The organism is Pseudomonas sp. D3-10 (assembly GCF_051132175.1).
In the GTDB taxonomy this organism is placed as follows: Bacteria; Pseudomonadota; Gammaproteobacteria; order Pseudomonadales; family Pseudomonadaceae; genus Aquipseudomonas.
On sequence record NZ_CP071668.1, the window covers coordinates 2,978,930 to 2,999,518 of the forward strand.

The following is a 20,589-nucleotide window of genomic DNA, read 5'->3' on the forward strand; positions in this document are numbered from 1 at the left end:
CGGCGCGGCTGATCGCGCACGCACCGGGAGAGGTCTCATGCATCACTGAATGTTGGCGGACGCTTTGCGGACCTGCTCGACGACGGAGGCCGGCAGTGGGATGTAACCCATCGAGTCGGCAATCTTCTGGCCTTCGGTCAGGCTGTATTCGACCATTTCACGCATGGCCTTGGCCTTGGCCGGATTGCCGTTGTCCTTGCGGAAGATCATCCAGGTGTAGGACGTGATCGGGTAGGACTTGGCACCGTCCGGATCAGGCAGCCACGACACCAGGCTTTGCGGCATCTTCACCGCAGCCAAGGCCTCGGCACCGCTTTCGGCGTTCGGCACGACGTACTGACCGGCCTTGTTCTGCAACTGGGCAAAGTCGACCTTGGCGAGTTTGGCGAAGCCGTATTCGATGTAGCCAATCGCACCCGGGGTCTGGCGCACGGTGGCCGTCACACCATCGTTCTTGGGCGACTTGATGAACTTGTCGCTGGCCGGCCAGTTGACCGTATTGCCCTCGCCCAGCGCCTGCTTGAACTCAGGGTTGATGGTCGCCAAATGCTTGGTGAACACCGCAGTCGTACCGCTGGAATCCGCACGCACAACGACGGTGATCGGCGTATCGGACAGTTTCAGGTCCGGGTTGGCGGCGACGATCTGAGGATCGTTCCAACGGGTGATCTTGCCCAGGAAAATGTTGGAGTAAACGTCCCTTGGCAGCTTCAGGCCCTTGGGATTGCCCGGCAGGTTATAGGCCAGGACGATTTCACCGGCCGTCATCGGCAGCAACTGCACGCCTTCGGCGACCTTGGCGATGTCTTCGTCTTTCATGGCCGAATCGCTGGCGGCGAAATCGACGGTCTTGTTCAGGAAATCCTGAACCCCGGCGCCACTGCCCTTGGATTGGTAATCCACGGTGACACCGTCGGACTTCTTGCTGAAATCCTTGAACCAGGTGAGGTAGATCGGCGCGGGGAAACTGGCGCCAGAGCCCGTCAGGCGGACGCTCTCTGCGGCGAAGGATGCCGAGCTGGCACAAAGAGAAACCGTAACAGCAAGCGCAGCAGACTTCATCAAACTTTTCATTAAAGGAAACTCCTTGTGATGACGGGCTGAGGAACTCTGCAACAGAGTTGTTACGTTTTTATGAAGATCGAATGGCAACGTCGCTTTTTTCGACCTGACATGTTCCTGTCAGCGGCCCGTCACCCTGACGTCAGTTCCCTGCGCCTAAGGTAGGCCTTGATCTCTCTGAGGTGGTTGCGCGAGCAACAGGCCCGGTTGGACGTCGTTTATTGCTGGCCTCACGCATCAGCGGAAGGAGAAACGCTAATGAGCCATCCCGATGGGCACGACAGCACACTCGATCAATTGACCTGGCGGGCGACCCTTGACCGCAATCTGGACAAGAAAGACCTGTTGCTTCACATGCTCGCCGAACAGCAGTTCGTGGTCGCGCAGCTGCGAGCCCGCAATATGGATCATCGGGACTATCTGCTCGCGCTGATTGATTCGGCATCGGCCGTGAGCGAAGGCGCAGGCCAACCCTCCCCCTTCGATGCCCATCGAATGCGTCGCGTCATTACCGAGGCGGCCGCGAGGGGCCATTGGGGCAAGGCAGGCGAACGTGGCCGGACTCAGGGGATCGCCGCTCATTACGATGCCCAGGGCTGCGCCGCGATCGTCGTCGATATCGAGATGAGCGATGAGCGCCGCTTGATTGTTCATCACGCGGTCGTAGTGGCGGACCTGGGTTATGTAGAGAGCCCAGGCCGTGTGCGCTCGCAGCTTGAAGGCGCCTGGCTGATGGGCGTGGCTCTGGTGACGTCTTGTGATATCGGGCCCGCGATGGGCAATCGTTGCGCGATACTGGCCAACCGTGCGAGTTGGCCACTGGTTCCATGGTTGCCAGGCGAAATCGCCGTGCACCTGATCAACCCAACGGGTGCTGTCAATGTCGGGCAGCCCAGTCAGGTGAGCTACGTACCGGTCGTCCGGGCCCTTTGCAGCGCAATTTGCCAGGGCCCGGACAACCGAGCCAGCGACGCGCGGCTCAGCAGCCAGGTGCTCGAAAAGGCCGGCGAACGTTGAGCCGTTGCCTGGGGCAAGAGTCTGCCCTGCGGCGAGGTTTTGCCAGGCGCCAGCTTAGGGAGCGCTGATTCGCAGCATCATTGCACCTGCAACCGGCGCAACTCGCCGCCCTCTTGTTTCAAGCGTTTCAGGTACGCCGCAGCGTCCAACAACTGATAGGGAAAATAAAGCCCTGCCGACGTCACCGGCTGACCATCCAACCCAAGCAGGCGTTCAAGAAGCATGGCGACGCTAAGGCCGGTCAGCGGCGCCGTGCCCGCCGGGTGAACGACGGCGTGACGGGTGCGCAGCGGTTCGCCTTTCAGGTCCGCGCCGGCAAGCTCGATGATGATCTCGGTGGACATCGGTTGTCCTTGTCGCCGACTGGAGCTCACCCCGATGCCAATGTTGAACTGGACATTGGCCGCGCCCGTCGCAGCCGCCAGGCCGGCGACATCAATGGATGAGAAGCCGCCGGCGTCGATTGACGTACCGTCCACGGCTTGGAACTGCGTATTGGAATGTTCGCCTTCACGCCATACGAACACCCCGTCGCGCCTTGTCAGCGCTGCGGGGAGCATCTTGTTGAGGTGTTCGAAATCGCTGGCGACGGTCGGCCCGCCAGTGTCCTGCTCATCGACCAGCGCATCGATGCGGATATCATCGATCTGGCCAAATTCCCGGGCCACGCTCAACGTCGCCGCCGTCGTTGCGCCGGCCATCCATTCGTAACCCAGAACAATGGGCGAGGCGCCTGGCGCATGCATGTACATTGCGATTTCGGGGGCGATCTCGAAGACCCCGGAAGATATGCTCAGGTGCGGCACCCCGCGCTTTTGCGCATAGCGCAATCCGGCGAGGGCGTGGTCCATGTAGAAAACCACCACGGCGCTGACCGGACGATCGCCGAGGCCCAGGTCGTCTGCGCTGGAATCGATCACCACGGCCTGCGCCCCGGCCATCTGCGCTGCGACCCGTTGGGCCTTCGCAAGGTCCCGCCCACCAATCAGCAGCGGCACGTCTGGATAAGCGGCGCGTAGCGCTCGGGCTGTGTGGCGGCCGATTGCGCCGGAACCGCCCATGAACAAGATAGGATTGAGTGACATTGTTTGTTCTCCTTGTTTCCGGGTTAACCTACTGTTAGTAGGTAACCTAGCACACCATCACCGACAGTTACCTACCATTGGTAGGTTTTTTTGAATTGGAAGCGACAACGTGCAAAAAGAAATCGAGCCGCCCCCTGTCAGCGCTCCGCCCCGCAGGCTTTCCAAAGCCGAACGGCGACGCCAGCTACTGGACACTGCCTTGTTGATCGTGCGCGAGGAAAACGCCGACCGACTGACCCTGGGCCACCTGGCCGTCCGCGCCGGGGTGTCCAAGCCCGTCGTCTATGATCATTTCGGCACACGCTCGGGGCTGTTGATCGAGCTCTACAAGTGGATCGATACCGAGCGTGTCAACGCTTTCCGGGACGCGATGTCCAGCACCACCCTAAGCCTTGAGCAAACCGCCCAGGCCCTGGCCAGCGCCTACATCCAGTGCGCGGCGGACCATACCGACGAGTTTCACGCGGTGGGCGCGGCCTTGGCCGGCAGTGACGAAAAGGCGGCATTCCAGGAATTGCTCGACAATTGCGTAAAGATGTTCATGGCCGTTCTCAAGCCCCACGCCCGTCTGGCAGAAGCCGAACTTGAGCGGTGCTGCATCGGCCTGGTTGGCGCGGGAGAAGCGCTCTCCGGCGCCTTGGTTAGGGGGCGACATGGCGAGGACGAAGTGATCGAAGCGTTCACGGCATTGATACAGGGCGTTCTGAAGCCGATGTCCTCGCAGCCTCAGGGGCCTGCTGATTAGGTCGGTGTGACGCGTCCGCCGTTCATACCTGTTGCTCAAGCAGGGCGAGGGTTTTGCGATCCGGCTCGCCGGAATAGAACTGGTCGAGCGCCTGTTGATACAAAGGAGAGCCCGACTGGGCGCTGACGAACAGCGTAAGACAGGAACGAAACTTCATATCATCGGGCGAGCCGAATATGCGCTCGGCGCTGACGTCGCTGTGTTGCAACACCGCTTCAACAGAGCTCTCCAGTCGCGGACCGAGCACATCGTGTTGCAGATACGCGCGGGCCTCGGCAAGGCCGGAAATGGCGAAGCGACTGGCCATTTCGGAACGGCCAAGCCCGCGCAATTGCGGAAATATGAACCACATCCAGTGGCTCGTCTTACGGCCCGCACGCAACTCATCCATGACGCGACTGAATACCGGGTGTTGCGCATCAACGAAACGGGCGAGATTGTATGGGTCGTGCATGTTTGATGCTCCTCCAACGGGAGCGACTTGATCGGTCACCCCCCAAAGCCGGATTCAAGCGCTCTGCTCTTGCTTCAGCCGCTTGAGCAACGCATGGGCGGCCGCTTGCGATGAGGCCGGATTCTGGCCGGTGATCAGGTGCCCATCCTCCACCACATGACTCGCCCAGTCCGCGCCCTTGGAGTATTGCGCGCCTTTGGCCTTGAGCATGTCCTCCACCAAAAACGGCACCACTTGCGTCAGGCCCACCGCCTCTTCTTCGGAGTTGGTGAATCCGGTGACTTTTTTACCTTTCACCACAGGCTCGCCATCCGGTGCGTTGACATCCTTGAACACCCCAGGCGCATGGCAGACCGCGGCGATGGGTTTGTTCGATGCATAAAAGGCTTCGATGAGGGTCTTGGAGTCGGTGTCTTCGGCGAGATCCCACAGGGGGCCGTGGCCGCCAGGATAGAACACCGCATCGAAATCATAGGGATCGACCTCGCCCAGCGGCACGGTATCGGCCAGTGCCGCTTGGGCGCTGGTATCGGTGGCGAAGCGCCGCGTGGCGTCGGTCTGGGCTTGTTCCTCATCGCTCTTGGGGTCCAGAGGGGGCTGCCCGCCCTTCGGGGACGCCAGCGTCACCGCGGCATTGGCGTCGATGAACACGTAATAAGGGGCCGCGAATTCTTCCAGCCAGAAACCGGTCTTCTTGCCGGTGTCGCCCAACTGATCATGAGATGTAAGCACCATCAAAATTTTCATGTACACCTTTCCTCCGATCGGTAATGGGCGAAATGCATCCGCCCTGCATTATTGTCAGAGGCTGCATCGCGGTAGACGTTCAAGTCGTTAGCGCCACGCCGCGATGCAAATGCACAGGCGTCATGCCCTGGCCGAAATGGCCGCCAGGCGCAGTTCCCTTGATGCGGCGTAATCCGCCTGTCGCCCCAGTTGCCAGCCCAGGTAACCCCACAGTAACGCGCAACACGCACCCACCATCGCCGCCACCCCTGCCCCTTGGCCCAGCTGGTCGAGCAGGCTCTTGGCCCAGCCGCTCATGGCGTCGCCGGCGCGATAGACCACGGTGTCGATGAAGTTCTTGGCCGTGTATTTACTTTCAGCATCCAGCGGTGCGAAGAGCATCTCCCGGCCCGGCCGCACGAATGCGTATTCGCCGATGCGTCGCACAATCATCAGGGTCGCCAGCAGCGCAAACCCAGGCGCCAGGGCCAGGCCCAGGAAGCCGATGCACATCAGCAACGGGACGATAGCCAGCAACGCGCGCACGCCAAGCCTCGGTGCGATTCTGCCGGTGATGAATAGCTGGGACAGCAACGCACCGGCCTGCACGATGATGTCGATGGTGCTGAAGATGCGAACTTGCGAGGCGCGGTCCGGATAGTGTTCGGCCACCAGACGCGCTTGCTCGAAATAGAGAAACGTACTGACCGTCGCCAACAACACCACGAAACCGGCGATGCCCAACAAGTAAGGCGAGCGAAGCACGGCAACCATCCCACTCAACGGATTGCCGGCCAACGGCTGTCGAGGGCTTTGCGTGGGCGCAGCACCGGGCCGCCCCGCCCCACCTTCTTCACGCCAGTTCATCAAGGTCCTTTTCAACACAAGCGTCGCACCGAGCAACACCGCCGCCAACAGCATCAAGCCTGACGCACCCACGATGTCGATAAGCAAAGCGCTCAGGGCCGGCCCCAACAGGCCGCCGACACTGGCGCCGGCGGCGATGAACGCGAACAAGCGCTTGGCCTGCTCGCTGTCGAATACATCCGCCATCAAGCTCCAGGCCACCGACACGACGAACAGGTTGTAAACCGATATCCAGACATAAAACACCCGGGCCAGCCAGACGCTGTCCGGTTGGAATTGAAAGAACTCGACGAACATCAACAGGTTAATGCCGAAAAAGCCGTAGACCCAGTCGATCAGACGCAATCGCGGCACCCGGGAACTGAGCCAGGCGAACAGCGGAACGGCCGCGAGCATGACCAGGAAGGTCGCGGTAAACAGCCATTGCAAGTTCTCGACGCCTGCTGCAATGCCCATCGATTCGCGGATCGGACGCAGCATGAAGTAACCGGTAAACAGGCAAAGAAACAGCAGGAACCCGCACAGCGCCGGACGCAGCTCGCCGTCGCGGGCGTTGAGGGCGAGACTCAGCCGATGCAAGTAGGAAGTCGTACTCATGAAAACTCCAGAGGGAGGCGGCAGCAGGCTAGAGAGCAGGCGCGAGACGGACATTCGCGCCATGACCGGTTCAGCGATAGGTAACGCCGGTTAGACGTTCGGAGGCGGCCCAGAGCCGTTCGGCGTCCGCTTCGTTGGTCGCGGCTGGCGGTGTCTTGGCGAACCCCAGCGGGCCGCGTTTTTCCTCATCGCCCGTCGGACCGTAGTAGGCACCGCCAACGGCCTGCTCGGCGGTGGCTCCGTAGAGCGTGGGCAGCGCACCTTGTGCCGCGGAATGGTACGCATCGAGGTCCTTCGCCCAGCGCTGGCCGAACACGCTATTGACGCCCGGGCCGCGGGCGATCAGTTCAGTGACGGCCACGCCGGGATGGGCGGCAATGCTGCGGATACCCCATTTTTGCGCGTCACTACGCCGTTGTAATTCGAAAGACCACTGGAGCACAGCCAGTTTCGACTGGGCATAGGCTGCATAAGGGTCGTATTTCTCCTCGGACTGCAAGTCATCGAGATTCACCGCGCCGCGCGTGGCCGCGATGCTGGAAAGGCTTACCACTCGCGCGTCGTCGCTTTGGCGCAGAAGCGGAACCAGCAGGCCAGTCAGCGCGAAGTGCCCCAGGTAATTGGTCGCCAGCTGAAGCTCAAAGCCATCGGCGGAGGTGCCCCGCTCGGGCGGCGCCATGATGGCGGCGTTGTTGATCAGCACGTCGAGGCGCGGCAATCGCTGGTTGAGCCGCTCGGCCAGGCCGCGCACCGATGACAGGTTGGCCAGGTCGACGGGCTCGAACTGCAACTTGGCGTCGGGTACGGCCTGGCGGATACGCTTGATGGCCTCCGCGCCCCGCTCCGGGTTACGCGCCGCGATAATCACTTCGGCGCCGGCGCGCGCCAACGCCAGCGCATCTTCGTAGCCCATGCCGCTGGTGCCGCCGGTCACCAGCACGATCCGGCCCTTCTGGGAGGGCATGTCACGGGTCGACCAGTCGGGTTTCGGCGCGGCACGATCCGATGCTTCAAGACTCATCGCACTGAGGAGCGCGACGCCGGCCGTCAACGTACGGGCCAGCCTCATGAGCTTGCTGATGTTGTATGAAAAGCCAACGGCGGGGGTGATCGTTCTATTCCACATGATTGAGTTCCTTGATTGGGTGGCAACCGGCGCGACCGGGCTTACTGAATGGCGCAGGCGTCAGTCTGCTGAAGGAAACTGACGTGCCGGATCTGTCCTTGGGTGTCTACGTAGGTCATCTTTGCCTGCGCGACCTCGCATACGGCTGATTTCGGCTCCTCGATACGCAGGGCTTGGGCAACGTCCAGCGGCATGCCGTATTCATAAGCCGGAATAGGGGTTTGCTCTTTGGCAAACAGAGGCGAACCGCTCAACGTGATCACTGCCAGCAGACTGGCGACCGACAAGGTTTGAATGTTCATGGTGGACTCCACTGTCCTGACCGGGATGGTGGTTGAACTTTAAGAGCGGGACGCTGACGTCAAGGTGACCGGTGCCTGTCAGGAACATGTCAAACGCCAATGCGATGGAGGTGCTTCAGTTGATGAAGATGCTGAATGTGCCGGCGTCTTCGCGAGCAGGCTCGCTCCCACAGGGGGGGTGTGTTGCCCTTGGGATTCAAGTCACCCGCGAATCCAGTGTGGGAGCGAGCCTGCTCGCGATGGCGGTGCTTCAGTTGAGGAAGATGCTGAATGTGCCGGCGTCTTCGCGAGCAAGCTCGCTCCCGCAGGGGGGGTGTGTTGCCCTCGGGATTCAAGTCAGCCGCAGATCCAATGTGGGAGCGAGCCTGCTCGCGATGGCGGTGCTTCAGTTGATGAAGATGCTGAATGTGCCGGCGTCTTCGCGAGCAGGCTCGCTCCCACAGGGGGTGGGTTGCCCTTGGGATTCATGTCAGCCGCAAATCCGGTGTGGGAGCGAGCCTGCTCGCGATGGCGGTGCTTCAGTTGATGAAGATGCTGAATGTGCCGGCGTCTTCGCGAGCAAGCTCGCTCCCGCAGGGGGGGTGTGTTGCCCTCGGGATTCAAGTCAGCCGCAGATCCAATGTGGGAGCGAGCCTGCTCGCGATGGCGGTGCTTCAGTTGATGAAGATGCTGAATGTGCCGGCGTCTTCGCGAGCAAGCTCGCTCCCACAGGGGGGGTTGGGTTGCCCTTGGGATTCAAGTCAGCCGCGAATCCGGTGTGGGAGCGAGCCTGCTCGCGATGGCGGTGCTTCAGTTGAGGAAGATGTTGAATGTGCCGGTGTCTTCGCGAGCAAGCTCGCTCCCACAGGGGTGTGTTGCCCTCGGGATTCAAGTCACCCGCAGATCCAATGTGGGAGCGAGCCTGCTCGCGATGGCGGTGTTTCAGTTGAGGAAGATGCTGAATGTGCCGGCGTCTTCGCGAGCAGGCTCGCTCCCACAGGGGGTTGGGTTGCCCTTGGGATTCAAGTCAGCCGCAGATCCAATGTGGGAGCGAGCTTGCTCGCGATGGCTGTATCACGGGCAACGGGGACTGAAGGCGGACTAACGCGCTGCCTGGCTTGTCAACGAGAACCCGAAGGTATTGAGCCCGTCCTTGCTGTGGGCGAACACGCGACCGCCGTGCATGGAGGCCACCGCCCGTACGATGGAAAGCCCCAAGCCATGATGCGCGTCACTGCGGGCCCGGGCGGCGTCGGCCCGGTAGAAGCGCTCGAACAGACGCTGCAGATGAACGTTATCAATCGGCTCGCCAGCATTGGACACGCTCACCTCGGCCTGCATGCCATGGCTGACCAGGCTTACCGTGATCGTGCTGGTCGGTACCGCGTATCGCGCAGCATTCTGGATCAGGTTGGCCAGGGAACGGTGGAACAGACGTCGGTCGATGCACACCCGCATGTCGCCTTGAATCACCACGCTCAACTGCTTGTCGTGCAAGACCGGCTCCAGGTAGTCCACTGTCTTGGACGCCTCTTCATAGAGCGAGACATCGCTCAGCTCCGTGGCTCGCTGCCCGCTTTCGGCACCCGCCAGGAACAGCATGTCATTGACGATGGTGCCCATCCGCTCCAGCTCTTCGAGGTTCGATTGCAGCAGATCTTGAAGCTCATTCACGTCCCGGCCGTGGGCAAGGGCGACCTGGGTCTGGCCGATCAGGTTGGTCAAGGGCGTGCGCAATTCGTGGGCGACATTGGCATTGAACCCTTCGAGCTGGCACCAGGCGGCCTCCTGGCGAGCCAGGGCGCCGTTGAACGACACCGCCAGCTCCTGCAACTCACCAGGCAACGCCTCGGTGTCCAGCCGTTGCTTGGAATCCCCCGGCGGCAGGCTGTTGGCCTGGCGGCTCAGGCGCCGGACCGGTCCCAGACCAAAACGCGCGATCCAATACCCCAGCAGCGCGACCAGCACGACACCCAACGCGGACGTTACGATCAACGTCTTGGTGAAATTATTCAGGGTCTTCATGAACGGCGTCGAATCGAGCCCCACGATAAAACGCACCTCCGGCCGGCTGCCCATGGCCGCGATGGTTTCGATCATCAGCACCATGGGGCGATCCCGGTCAGGGATGGCGACCGTGGAAAACCCATCCGGACGCTTTGACCAATCCTGGCCGTCCGGCATCGCCCCGCCATAGCTGTAGGCCGGGTTATCGACCAGGACCCAGTAACGCACGCGCTCATCGGTGGGTGTCAGGCCGTCGAGCTTTTGCCGCAGCCCCACCCAGAATTCCGGTGAATCATATTTCGCGAGCACCGGATCGAGAACCGAATGCCGCAGGATAAGCTCGTTCTGCATCTGGTCTTCGAGCGATTGCTTCAAGGAACAGCGCAGCAGCGTTGCGCTGACCGCGGTGATAAGCATGACCGCGAGGGCAAACATCAGGGCGAGCCGCTTGGAGATCGATCCTTTCATCACACCATCCCAACGTGCCTGTCGTCCGCTTCACGACTTTCCAATACATAGCCCATTCCGCGCACGGTATGCAGCAATTTGCGTGGATATGGCGCATCCACCTTGGCGCGCACACGCTTGATCGCGACCTCCACCACGTTGGCATCGCTGTCGAAATTCATGTCCCAGACCTGCTCGGCAATCATCAATTTGGAAAGAATCTCCCCCTGGTGTCGCGCCAGCAGGCTCAACAGGCAGAACTCCTTCGCCGTGAGGTCCAGCCGCAAACCGGCCCGGGTGACCTTGCGAGCTTGCAGGTCGACTTCCAGGTCGTCGATGCGCAGATGCGTGGGATCGGCCGCGTCATCGGCGCGACGGCGGATCAACGCCTGGACGCGCGCCACCAGCTCGGCAAACGAAAAGGGCTTGCCCAAGTAGTCGTCAGCACCCTCGCGCAACCCCCGGACGCGATCATCCACCGTGCCCCTGGCCGACAACATGATCACCGGGGTTTTCTTGTGCAGGCGCAGGCCCTGCAACACGGCATAGCCGTCCTTGCCCGGCAACATGACATCGAGGATGACCACGTCGTACTCAAGCTCCAGGGCGTAGTGCAAGCCATCGATGCCGTTCGTCGCGACATCGACAATGTAGCCGAGCTCGCTCAAGCCGCGGTGGACATAGGAGGAGGTTTTTTCTTCGTCCTCGACGATCAGCAAGCGCATCTGGTGACTCCTCTACGAAAGCGGGGCAACCAGAAGAGTCTAGACGCAGAAGGTGTCCGGAGGCTGACGGCTTGCTGACATTCTTGTCAGAAAGCCCCCCCCGCGAACCCAGACCCTACCAAAGCGCGACGTCATAAGTGACGTAGACACGGTTGCTATCGCGTCCCCGTGAAAAGTCGGAGCGATAGACATAGTTACGCAATTTGACACCCAACCCCTTCAACTTACCTTGCTGCACAATGTAAGCGACTTCGGCGTCGCGCTCCCACTCGTTCACGACGCTGTTGGATTTGCCATCGGCGCCACTGAGGTAGCGGCTGGAAAACGTCAGGCCGGGCACGCCTAGGCGAGCGAAATCGTAGCCGTAGCCGAGCATCCAGGTCTTTTCATCTTCCTCGATGAACTTGCCGATCCCAACGTTGCTGAAGGAATAGACCGTGGCGCCGCTGATGTATGGCAAGCCCCCTTCCCCGCTGAGCTTCTGGTAACCGGCACTGAACGTGTGGCCGAGGGCAACGTACGACAGCGAGCCGCTGAACATGTCATTGTCGACTTTACCGCCATGGGCCAAGCCCGAATCGGCACTGTTGAAGTAGCGCAGGTCGCTGGTGAGCACGCCGGGACCGAGCTGTAGGTCATATTGGACACCGGCGAAGTTCTGCCGGTAGAAGTTTTCCAGTTCGCCATAGAAATAGCTCAAGCGAATGTTCTTTCCCAGCTTGTAGTCGGCGCCGGCATAAATGAAGTCGCCTGACTCGTTGCCACTGTAGCCGTCGGGCACGATCGGCATGCTGTCGCTTGAATCGCGCAGTTTGAAACGTTCCAGCCGCCCCCCCGTCAGGGTGAGGTTGTCGATGTCGTTGCTGCTGACCTGCCCCCCCTGATAGGTCTGGGGCAGCAGCCTCGCGTCGTTGTAGATCAGTACTGGGTTCTTGGGCAGCAGCGTGCCGTATTTGAACGTGGTTTTTGCCAGTCGGGCCTTGGCGGTCATCCCCGCGCTGGCGAACTCTTCTGCGGCACGACCGTCGTCATGGACCGGTAGCAAGCCAGTGCCGCTACGACCGCGCCCCGAATCAAGCCTGAATCCGAGCAGGCCCAGGGCATCGACGCCGAAACCGACCGTGCCTGACGTGTAGCCTGACTGATAATCCAACAGAAAGCCCTGAGCCCATTCGGTGCGCTCGCTTTTGGCGGTCCGCGCCGCTCGCGCACTCACGCCATGTTCATCGCGAAAGTTCTCGTTGAAGTAAACATTGCGCAGCTGAAATTTGAGCTTGCTGTCGTCGACGAATCCCTCTGCACTGGCGTTGGTCAACGGCAACAGACCAAGGATCGGAAACAGAACCCCGCGAATCAGGTAAATACTCATGTCGAGTGTCTCGTTGTTGTTATTTGGCGCGCAGGCCAGCGCACTCCCCATGCGGGGAGCGTCAGGCAAGGACTAAAGGGTGTCGGGTGAATCAGGAGAACAGCGTCAGCGCCCCGGTCAGAAGCGCCAGCGCCGTTATCACGATTGAGGTGAGCACCGCCCATTTGATGGTGGCTTTCTGGAAATCGCCCAGGTCGCGATCGACCATGCCCACCAGCAACAAGGTCGAGGCCACCAATGGGCTCATCAGGTGCACAGGCTGACCGAGGATGGACGCCCGAGCTATTTCGACCGGGTGAATCCCATAGGCGGCAGCGGCGTTAGCCAGGATAGGAACGACCCCAAAGTAATAGGCATCGTTGGACAATACGAACGTCAGCGGCATGCTGGTAATTGCCACCACCAGGGGGAACAAATGGCCCCAGGAAGGCGGAATCCAGTCGACCAGCGTTTGCGCCAGGGCATCGACCATTTTTGTTCCGGAGAAAATTCCGGCGAAAATACCCGCCGCGAACACCAGCAGGACCACGGTCATGGCGTTACCCGAGTGGGCGAGAATGCGCTCTTTCTGGATGTCCAGCTGCGGATAGTTGATCACCAGCGCCAGGACGAAACCGATCAGGAACAGAATCGCCGAGTGCATGAGGCCCATCACCAGCGCGACCATGACTGCGACGACCAACAGCAAATTGACATAGGCCAGTTTCGGACGCTTGTGCGGCGTGTCCTCCAGGATGGCCTTGATATAGCAATCGCCGCCTCCGCTCTGTAGTTGAATGTTGCCGATACGCTTGCGCTCGGCACGACCCAGCAGGAACGCGGTGAACACCACCCACATCGCGCCACCGATCATAGTCGGCAACAAAGGCACGAAGTACTCGCCGGCATCCAGGCCGAGTGCCGCGATGGCCCGGGTCGCCGGCCCGCCCCAAGGCGTCATGCCGCTCATGATGCTCAGCGAAAGCATCGCGACGGTCGCCAGGATCATCGGATTCATGCCGATGCGCTTGTACAGTGGCAGCATCGCGGCGCAGGTAATCATGTAGGTCGTCGTGCCGTCACCGTCCAGTGCAACGAGAAGCGACAGCAGTGCGGTGCCCACGGCGATTTTCATCGGATCGCCATTGACCCGCTTGAGGATCTTGCGGATCAGCGGGTCGAACAGGCCCGCGTCGATCATCAGACCGAAAAAAAGAATCGCGAACAACAGCAGTGCCGCCGACGGTGCAACCATCTTCAGCCCATCCAGCATCATCTTGCCAGTGGTCCCACCGAAGCCGCCGATCACCGCGAAGACTATCGGCACGATCGTCAGGGCGACGATCGGCGACAGCCGTTTGGTCATTATCAGAAAGGTGAAGACCACCACCATGGCCAAGCCAAGTAAAGCGAGCATAAGTCAGTTCTCTTGTTGTTATGAGTCGCTGATGCAATGACAAAGTCTGCCCGGGTCATCCGGCCAGGCGCTGGGGAACCGTGGCGTAGACAAAACCTGAAAAAAGCCTGCGGGCGGTACGGACCACCGAGGCGCGGATGGTCTCACCCTTTTCGCCGGTGTAGGACAACACGACATCGATACCGCCACTGGGGTGCTCGATGCGCACCCGTTGAAGGCGTGGTTCGCTGACGCCGCCAAGCAGGTTGGCCGCGACACTGCCGTCGGTCACGCAGGCCGTCGCCAGCCCGATGGAACCGGTAATCGCCAAGGCGCGATGACAGCTATGCGGCATGAAGTAGCGCACCTGGATCGTCCCGCCACACGTGGCCGTCGAGACCAGCACTGGCTTGGGAATCACTTTGTCGCTGACGTCGCCCAGGCCCATCGCCAAGCCGGCCTTCAAACGCAAGGACTCCAAACGCTGCAAGAACGCCGTATCGCCATCAAGCTCGGCGGGGCTTTCGTCGCCACGCTTGCCGAGCTGGCCGGCCTCGACAATCAGCATCGGCATGGCCATGTCGATGCAAGTCACCGGGATGCCATCGATCAAGTCGACGGATTGCCCCGTGGGGAAGAGTTTTCCGGTCTTGCTGCCGGCTGCGTCGAGAAAGGTCAGTTGCACTGGAGCGGCCGTGCCCGGCACACCGTCGATGGCAGTGTCGCCTTCGTAGCTGACCTTGCCCTTCGGTGTCTGGACCTCGGCATTGACGAAGGTTCCGGTATTGAGGTTGCGGATCCGCACGCGGGTCAGATCGCCTGTGGCCTTGACCAGCCCTTGCTCAATGGCGAACGGGCCGACGGCACAGAGCATGTTGCCGCAGTTGGGTGCAGTGTCGACCCGGCGCTGGGAAACCATGACCTGGACAAACAGGTAATCCACGTCGGCTTCAGGGTGCAGCGATGGGCTGACGATCGCCACCTTGCTGGTTTGCGGACTACCACCCCCGATGCCGTCGATCTCCAGCTCATGGCCAGAACCCATCAGGTTGAGCAGCAACTCGTCACGTTCGGGAATCGTTGCCGGCAAATCCCAGGCGAGAAAAACCGGACCTTTGGAAGTGCCGCCGCGCATGAGTACACAAGGAATTCGTTGCATGACCACTAACTCTTGTTGATCAATCTGGACAATTGATGCTCTGTGCACAAGAGTGGCAGGGTTTAAAAAGTGTTTCCAATGCAAATATCGGAGTTATTATTGCGTTTCACAAAAGAATTATTTTGGCGTTCTTTGGAACCTGGTAGCGAGAAAAATTTATGGAATATGAACTTCAGGACATCCGATCTTTCGTTAAGATCGCCGAACTTGGCAGTTTCCATGAAGCCGCCGATGCACTGCACCTATCCCAGCCCGCCCTCAGCCGACGGATGAAAAAGCTTGAGGAAGGATTAGGCACCGCCTTGCTCGACCGCACGACGCGAAAGGTCAGCCTGACCAGCGTTGGGCGTGATTTCCTGCCTAAGGCGCGGCGCTTGTTGGATGATTTTGACGATTCCATTCTCAATATCCGCGAATTGGCCGAGCGGCAGATCGGCCGAGTCACCTTGGCCTGCATCCCGACGGCGGCGTTCTATTTTCTGCCCTCGGTGATCCGGCTTTATAACGAACGCTACCCGAAGATCCGCATACGTCTGCTCGATCTCAGTGCCAACGAAGGATTGGAGGCTGTACTGCGTGGCGAAGCAGACTTCGGCATCAACATGATGAGTGGCCAGCACCCGGACATCGAGTTCGTGCCCCTGGTCAACGAGCCCTTTGTGCTGGCCTGCCGACGAGACCATGAGCTCGCTGGCCGCAGTGCGGTCACCTGGTCGGAGCTCAGCGACTATCGGCTGATCGGTGTCGGTCGCTTGAGTGGCAACCGCATGCTGCTTGACCACGCCTTGTCAGGCCTGAGCTGGCGTCCGCAGTGGTTCTACGAAGTGCAGCACCTGTCCACATCCTTGGGCTTGGTCGAGGCTGGCCTCGGCGTGTCGGCGATGCCCAGCCTGGCGATGCCGGCGGTCGATCATCCGACGCTGGTCAGCGTACCGCTGATCGAGCCGGTGGTGAATCGGTCGCTGGGTCTGGTTTATCGACGCGGTGCCTCCCTTTCCCCCGCTGCGGAAAAATTCGTCTCGATCCTGCTGGAGCAGTGGCCACAGTAGAGGCCAACGCTATGCACCGGCCAATCGATGCCATACTCGCTCACCACAACGCTTGGTCGAGAACAAGGCGCCAGGACGCTGACGCATTGTTTCTCAGAGCGCCTTGTCCCTGTCGCGCAACAGGGGCTTGGGTCGGCTTCATGAGTGCTCGGAGTGACCCCCCACCGTTTCATTACCCGTGATGTTACGCATACGCGCATATATTCCCTGCGCGCCGTCGTCCACCAAGGAAAACACTACGGGAATGACCAGCAGGCTCAGCACTGTCGAAGTGATAAGCCCGCCAATCAACACGATGGCCATCGGCGCGCGGAAGCTCGGGTCAGCCCCCCAACCGAGTGCGATGGGCATCATGCCGGCGCCCATGGCGATTGTCGTCATGACAATGGGCCGCGCACGCTTGCCGCAGGCATCGATGATCGCTTCAGAGCGCGTCAGTCCGTGGTCTCGGCGCGCGAGGAGGATGTAGTCGATCAGCAGGATCGAATTCTTCGTGGCAATCCCCATTAGCATGATGAGCCCAATCATCGACGGCATCGACAATGTCGAGCCGGTGACGAACAGCGCCAGGAAGGCGCCTGGCACCGAGAGCACCAGGGCGGCGAGAACGGTCAGCGGTTGCAGGAAGTCCTTCAGTAACAGGACCAGGACCATATAGATGCACAACACCCCGGTCAGCATCGCCACGCCGAATCCCGAGGCAAGCTCCCCCATGGCTTCGGCATCTCCCACCGAAGTGCGCACCAGGCCGGGCGGCAGTGCTTGCAGGCTCGGCAAGGCAAGCACTGCCTGTTCAATGTCGCCCAATGGCTGGCCGTTTGTCTCGATTTCGATGTTGACGTTGCGCATGCGGTCGAAACGTTCGATCTGCGCCGGGCCGCTGGCGATCTCCAGCGACGCGACATTTTCCAGCGGCACCGGACCACGGGCGCCGGGCACCGGTAGGCGCTTGAGCGTCTCGAAATCCTGACGAGCGGCGTCGGTCAAGCGCACGACAACAGGCACTTGCCGTTCACTGAAATTGAGTTTGGCGAGCGCCTGGTCGTAGTCACCCAAGGTGGCGACGCGCAGGGTGTCGGCGATAGCTGCGGAGGTCACGCCAAGGTCGGCCGCCCTGGCGAAATCGGGTCGCACCAGCAGTTCGGGGCGTTTCAGGCTCGCGGTCGAAATCACCGCGCCCACGCCAGGCACGCCGCGCAGTTCGCGCTCCACCAGCTGCGCATGCCGGGTGAGCAAGGCGCCGTCTTCGCCGGCAAGCACCAGCACGTAGTTCTCCGACTCGCCCATGCCCACCTTCACCCGCGTTGCGGGCAGTATCGCGAGGGCTTCGCGCAATTGTTTCTCGATCTGTTGCTTACTCAGTCCGGGTCGATCGTTGCGGTGCGTCAGGTTAAGTGTCAGCACCGCCGTGCGGACATTTTTGACGTTGCCGCCCGCTCCTATAGGGTCCGTGCCGGCATTGCCGTCCCCGACGGCGGTGTAGACCTTTTTCACCTGGGGGTTGTGCCGGACTATCCCCCGCGCCTGCTCGGCCAGCACCAGGGTGTCGCCCAGTCTGCTACCGGGCGCAAGCGTGAGGGTGACCTGGGTTTGCCAGTCGTCATCGGGCGGCATGAAGGTGCCAGGCAACGCTGCCGCGAGCATCAACCCGCCGACAAAAAAAATCGCTGCGCCAACAGCGGTCACGGCTCGATGACGCAGGCACCAGCGGGCCCAGGACAAGTAGTGCGTCACCCATCCGGCCACCCTGGGCTCGGGTTTTTTCGGGGCGCGCATCAGGTAGGCCGCCATCATGGGCGTCAGCAGGCGCGCGACAACGAGAGAGAAAAATACCGCCGTGGCCGCCGTCCAGCCGAACTGGACGAAAAACTTGCCGACCGTGCCGCTCATGAACGCGGTGGGCAGAAACACCGCAATCAACGTAAACGCCGTGGCGACCACCGCCAGGCCGATCTCCTCAGAGGCATCCATGGCCGCCTGGTAGGGTTTCTTGCCCATCTGCAAGTGACGCCCGATGTTTTCCACTTCGACGATGGCGTCGTCCACCAGCACACCGACCACCAGCGACAGCGACAGCAGCGTAACGGTGTTGATCGTGAACCCCATCCAGTGCATCACCGCGAATGTCGGTATCGCCGACAGCGGCAGCGCGACAGCCGAGACGAAGGTCGCTCGCCAATCCGGCAAGAACAGGAACACCACCAGCACCGCCAGTGCCGCGCCCTCGTAGAGCAGGTGCAGGGAACCCTGGTAATTTTCGATCACCGGCTCGACGAAACTGAACGCCTGGTTGAACGTGATTCCAGGATGTCGGTTCTTGAGCCGCTCAAGGGCGGCGCGTACACCTTCATCGACCTCGATTTCCCCGGCCCCTTTTGCCCGTACGATTTCGAACGCGACCACCGGCTCGCCGTCCAGCAGCGCCGCCGAACGTCGCTCGCCAACGGTATCGGATACCGTCGCGACCTGGTCGAGCCGCACTCGCCTGCCGTCACTCAAGGTCACGTCCAGCATCGCGACTTCATTGGCCGACCGTACCGTGGCAAGCGTACGCACCGTTTGCTCGATGCCACCCAGATCCACGCGCCCGCCGGAGGCCTCTTGCTGGATCTGGCGAAGTTGACGGGAAATATCCAGCGCCGTGGTATTCAAGGCCAACAGGCGTGCCGGGTCCAGATCGATGCGGATTTCCCTCGTCACCCCACCGACACGCTCGACTGCGCCCACGCCAGGGACAGCCAGCAAGGCCTTGCTGAGGGTGTTGTCGACGAACCATGACAGCGCCTCTTCGTCCAGGCCCGCGGCCGACACCGTATAGGTCAGGATCGGCGTGCCAGCAACCTCGATCTTGCTGATCACCGGGTCGCGCAGGTCGGCGGGCAGGTCTGCCCGAACCCTGGAAACCGCATCACGAACGTCATCGAGCGCTTCCTGGGTGGGTTTGCCGAGGCGGAACTCAACCGTGATATCGGCGTTGCCGTCGGTCAAGGTGCTCTGGATATGCTTGACGCCCTGCACGGTGGCGAGAGAATCCTCGATCTTGCGGGCCACATCGTTTTCCAGCTGGACCGGCGAAGCACCCGGCAGCTCGGCTGAGATAGCGACCATGGGCAGGTCGATGTCGGGAAAGTTCTGCACCTTCATCTTCCAGAAGGCCATCGCGCCGGCAAATGTCAGCAGGATGAACAACAGCACCGAAGGCGTCGGGTTGCGGATCGACCAGGACGACACGTTAAGGCTCATTGCGCGCTCCCGCTGGTGAGATTGTGTATCGGTTGGGTGCGCCCCTGGACGACGCGGACAAGGTCACCTTCAGCGAGAAAACCGCCTCCGGCTTCGATCACGGCGGCGGTGCTGTCGATGCCAGCGGTGATCTCGATTCGATCGCCGACGCGGCGCCCTACTGTCACCTTGGCCTGGGTCACTTGGAACGCCGCGCCGACCTGCGAGACGTAACTGAAGCCGTCGTGCTGCAGCACGGCAGTTTGCGGCAGCGTCGCCATCCGCTCGGCCCCGACGTCGAACTCGCCACGGGCAAACATCCCGGCACGCGCCGCCGTGTCGGCGGGCAGGTCGACATACACCAGGCCATTGCGGGTCTGCATGTCCACCGTGGGCGCAACCCTGCGCACCCTGCCCTCGATCGCCGCGCCGTTGACCGGCACCACACGCGCAAGCTGGCCGGGATGGAATTTCGCGAGATCCGCTGCCGCGACCTCGGCGCGCCATTCGAGCCGGCTCTCGCGGATCAGGCGAAACAGCTCCTGGCCGGCGGGTAATACGGCGCCCACCGTGGCACTGCGCGCCGATATCACTCCGTTGTCGGGCGCCAGGACGCGGGTCTGGGCCAGGCGCAGGTGCTGCAATCGTTCGGCGGCCTCGCCCGCCTCAAGCCTTGCCTGCGCCGTGCGTTCGGCTGTCACATGTTGATGGACCTGCTGCTGCGAGAGCGCCCCGCTCGACTGCAACTGCCGGGCACGCCGCGCGATGGCCCGGGCTTCGGCCAGGGCCGAGTGTGCTTCGGCGGTGGCCGCGCGACGTTGCGCGAGTTCGGCGGCCACCGTATCGGAGCTGAACGTTGCGAGCACCTGGCCACGCCGCACCACATCGCCAACGTTCACCATGACCTCGGCCAACCGCAAGCCATCGGCCTCGGTGCCGACGCTCGCTTCCTGCCACGCCATGATGTTGCCATTGGCCTGGATGCGAACCGGCAGCATGGCCGATTCAAGCCGGGTGACGGCCACGGTCAGTGCCGGTTTGGGGTGATGTTCAGGACCGGGCGGTCGCGGGTCCGGCGACAGGCCCATCATCACCAATGCAACGGTGCAGGCGATGGTCGCGACAAACAGAACGACGTGGAGGGTTTTTCTTTTCATGGGGGATCGGATTCCTGCGCAGGGTTCGCATCGCTCGCGGGTGCCGATACATCCACATGGCGCGATTGCTCGAGACGGTCACTATGCGACAGGCAGTCTTTCGCAACACTTACCGGCAA

17 protein-coding genes are annotated in these 20,589 nt (G+C 61.4%); 3 read left to right on the forward strand and 14 right to left on the reverse strand.

The annotated features are described in order from the left end of the window. Positions 1-42 precede the first annotated feature (42 nt). On the reverse strand, positions 43-1,074 hold the full coding sequence (gene pstS / locus J3P90_RS13460; protein WP_420763965.1) for a phosphate ABC transporter substrate-binding protein PstS: 1,032 nt from the start codon (positions 1,072-1,074) through the stop codon (positions 43-45). A 246-nt stretch (positions 1,075-1,320) separates the two neighbouring features. On the opposite strand from pstS, the gene J3P90_RS13465 reads away from it, so the two are divergent. Beyond that, entirely contained in the window at positions 1,321-2,079 is a 759-nt protein-coding gene (locus J3P90_RS13465; RefSeq protein WP_434674851.1) for a hypothetical protein, read from the forward strand. Positions 2,080-2,156: 77 nt separating this feature from the next. On the opposite strand, the gene J3P90_RS13470 is transcribed toward J3P90_RS13465, so the two are convergent. Beyond that, positions 2,157-3,164: an NAD(P)-dependent oxidoreductase gene (locus J3P90_RS13470; protein ID WP_434674852.1), complete on the reverse strand. Its 1,008-nt coding sequence runs from the start codon at positions 3,162-3,164 to the stop codon at positions 2,157-2,159. Between the two features lie 109 nt (positions 3,165-3,273). Between J3P90_RS13470 and J3P90_RS13475 the strand changes: the two genes are divergently transcribed. Then, on the forward strand, positions 3,274-3,909 hold the full coding sequence (locus J3P90_RS13475) for a TetR/AcrR family transcriptional regulator (RefSeq protein ID WP_434674853.1): 636 nt from the start codon (positions 3,274-3,276) through the stop codon (positions 3,907-3,909). Between the two features lie 22 nt (positions 3,910-3,931). Here J3P90_RS13475 and J3P90_RS13480 read toward each other — a convergent pair whose 3' ends face one another. The 10 genes from J3P90_RS13480 to J3P90_RS13525 all read right to left on the reverse strand — a co-directional run bounded on the left by J3P90_RS13480 (position 3,932) and on the right by J3P90_RS13525 (position 15,042). Further along, complete coding sequence (locus J3P90_RS13480; protein ID WP_420763969.1) at positions 3,932-4,363, reverse strand: DUF1810 domain-containing protein; 432 nt, start codon at positions 4,361-4,363, stop codon at positions 3,932-3,934. A gap of 54 nt (positions 4,364-4,417) precedes the next feature. Further along, positions 4,418-5,110 carry a type 1 glutamine amidotransferase domain-containing protein gene (locus J3P90_RS13485; RefSeq protein WP_434611422.1) on the reverse strand — a complete coding sequence of 231 codons (693 nt, stop codon included), beginning with the start codon at positions 5,108-5,110 and terminating at the stop codon, positions 4,418-4,420. 120 nt (positions 5,111-5,230) lie between these two features. After that, entirely contained in the window at positions 5,231-6,553 is a 1,323-nt protein-coding gene (locus tag J3P90_RS13490; RefSeq protein WP_434674854.1) for an NTP/NDP exchange transporter, read from the reverse strand. 70 nt (positions 6,554-6,623) lie between these two features. Next, positions 6,624-7,679, reverse strand: a complete 1,056-nt coding sequence (locus J3P90_RS13495) for an oxidoreductase (RefSeq protein WP_434674855.1) — start codon at positions 7,677-7,679, stop codon at positions 6,624-6,626. A gap of 41 nt (positions 7,680-7,720) precedes the next feature. Next, positions 7,721-7,981, reverse strand: a complete 261-nt coding sequence (locus J3P90_RS13500; protein ID WP_434564033.1) for a DUF2790 domain-containing protein — start codon at positions 7,979-7,981, stop codon at positions 7,721-7,723. A 1,080-nt stretch (positions 7,982-9,061) separates the two neighbouring features. After that, positions 9,062-10,435 (reverse strand): heavy metal sensor histidine kinase, encoded by a 1,374-nt coding sequence (locus J3P90_RS13505; protein WP_420763974.1) that lies wholly within the window; start codon positions 10,433-10,435, stop codon positions 9,062-9,064. After that, a complete protein-coding gene (locus J3P90_RS13510) occupies positions 10,435-11,139 on the reverse strand; it encodes a heavy metal response regulator transcription factor (RefSeq protein WP_420763975.1) in 705 nt (234 codons plus the stop codon). The genes J3P90_RS13505 and J3P90_RS13510 overlap by 1 nt, the downstream gene beginning before the upstream one ends. 115 nt (positions 11,140-11,254) lie before the next feature. Continuing rightward, positions 11,255-12,508, reverse strand: coding sequence for an OprD family porin (locus tag J3P90_RS13515; protein WP_434674856.1), 1,254 nt, complete (start codon positions 12,506-12,508; stop codon positions 11,255-11,257). Positions 12,509-12,599: 91 nt separating this feature from the next. Beyond that, positions 12,600-13,904, reverse strand: coding sequence for a CitMHS family transporter (locus J3P90_RS13520; RefSeq protein WP_420763976.1), 1,305 nt, complete (start codon positions 13,902-13,904; stop codon positions 12,600-12,602). 55 nt (positions 13,905-13,959) lie between these two features. Next, positions 13,960-15,042, reverse strand: coding sequence for a 4-oxalomesaconate tautomerase (locus tag J3P90_RS13525; RefSeq protein ID WP_434674857.1), 1,083 nt, complete (start codon positions 15,040-15,042; stop codon positions 13,960-13,962). Between the two features lie 158 nt (positions 15,043-15,200). On the opposite strand from J3P90_RS13525, the gene J3P90_RS13530 reads away from it, so the two are divergent. Continuing rightward, complete coding sequence (locus J3P90_RS13530; RefSeq protein ID WP_039588554.1) at positions 15,201-16,091, forward strand: LysR family transcriptional regulator; 891 nt, start codon at positions 15,201-15,203, stop codon at positions 16,089-16,091. 138 nt (positions 16,092-16,229) lie between these two features. On the opposite strand, the gene J3P90_RS13535 is transcribed toward J3P90_RS13530, so the two are convergent. Both J3P90_RS13535 and J3P90_RS13540 read right to left on the reverse strand, forming a co-directional pair. Next, positions 16,230-19,334, reverse strand: coding sequence for an efflux RND transporter permease subunit (locus tag J3P90_RS13535; protein ID WP_434674858.1), 3,105 nt, complete (start codon positions 19,332-19,334; stop codon positions 16,230-16,232). Continuing rightward, positions 19,331-20,470, reverse strand: coding sequence for an efflux RND transporter periplasmic adaptor subunit (locus J3P90_RS13540; protein ID WP_434674859.1), 1,140 nt, complete (start codon positions 20,468-20,470; stop codon positions 19,331-19,333). Before J3P90_RS13540 ends, J3P90_RS13535 begins: the two co-directional genes overlap by 4 nt. Positions 20,471-20,589: the final 119 nt, after the last annotated feature.

Excerpts from the sequence above, each read along its gene's own strand:
- J3P90_RS13510 (WP_420763975.1), bottom strand. The coding sequence starts at position 11,139 with ATGCGCTTGCTGATCGTCGAGGACGAAGAAAAAACCTCCTCCTATGTC.
- J3P90_RS13535 (WP_434674858.1), bottom strand. The coding sequence starts at position 19,334 with ATGAGCCTTAACGTGTCGTCCTGGTCGATCCGCAACCCGACGCCTTCG.
- J3P90_RS13515 (WP_434674856.1), bottom strand. The coding sequence starts at position 12,508 with ATGAGTATTTACCTGATTCGCGGGGTTCTGTTTCCGATCCTTGGTCTG.
- pstS (WP_420763965.1), bottom strand. The coding sequence starts at position 1,074 with ATGAAAAGTTTGATGAAGTCTGCTGCGCTTGCTGTTACGGTTTCTCTT.
- J3P90_RS13505 (WP_420763974.1), bottom strand. The coding sequence starts at position 10,435 with ATGAAAGGATCGATCTCCAAGCGGCTCGCCCTGATGTTTGCCCTCGCG.
- J3P90_RS13485 (WP_434611422.1), bottom strand. The coding sequence starts at position 5,110 with ATGAAAATTTTGATGGTGCTTACATCTCATGATCAGTTGGGCGACACC.
- J3P90_RS13465 (WP_434674851.1), top strand. The coding sequence starts at position 1,321 with ATGAGCCATCCCGATGGGCACGACAGCACACTCGATCAATTGACCTGG.
- J3P90_RS13490 (WP_434674854.1), bottom strand. The coding sequence starts at position 6,553 with ATGAGTACGACTTCCTACTTGCATCGGCTGAGTCTCGCCCTCAACGCC.
- J3P90_RS13470 (WP_434674852.1), bottom strand. The coding sequence starts at position 3,164 with ATGTCACTCAATCCTATCTTGTTCATGGGCGGTTCCGGCGCAATCGGC.
- J3P90_RS13540 (WP_434674859.1), bottom strand. The coding sequence starts at position 20,470 with ATGAAAAGAAAAACCCTCCACGTCGTTCTGTTTGTCGCGACCATCGCC.
- J3P90_RS13480 (WP_420763969.1), bottom strand. The coding sequence starts at position 4,363 with ATGCACGACCCATACAATCTCGCCCGTTTCGTTGATGCGCAACACCCG.
- J3P90_RS13520 (WP_420763976.1), bottom strand. The coding sequence starts at position 13,904 with ATGCTCGCTTTACTTGGCTTGGCCATGGTGGTGGTCTTCACCTTTCTG.
- J3P90_RS13495 (WP_434674855.1), bottom strand. The coding sequence starts at position 7,679 with ATGTGGAATAGAACGATCACCCCCGCCGTTGGCTTTTCATACAACATC.
- J3P90_RS13530 (WP_039588554.1), top strand. The coding sequence starts at position 15,201 with ATGGAATATGAACTTCAGGACATCCGATCTTTCGTTAAGATCGCCGAA.
- J3P90_RS13500 (WP_434564033.1), bottom strand. The coding sequence starts at position 7,981 with ATGAACATTCAAACCTTGTCGGTCGCCAGTCTGCTGGCAGTGATCACG.
- J3P90_RS13525 (WP_434674857.1), bottom strand. The coding sequence starts at position 15,042 with ATGCAACGAATTCCTTGTGTACTCATGCGCGGCGGCACTTCCAAAGGT.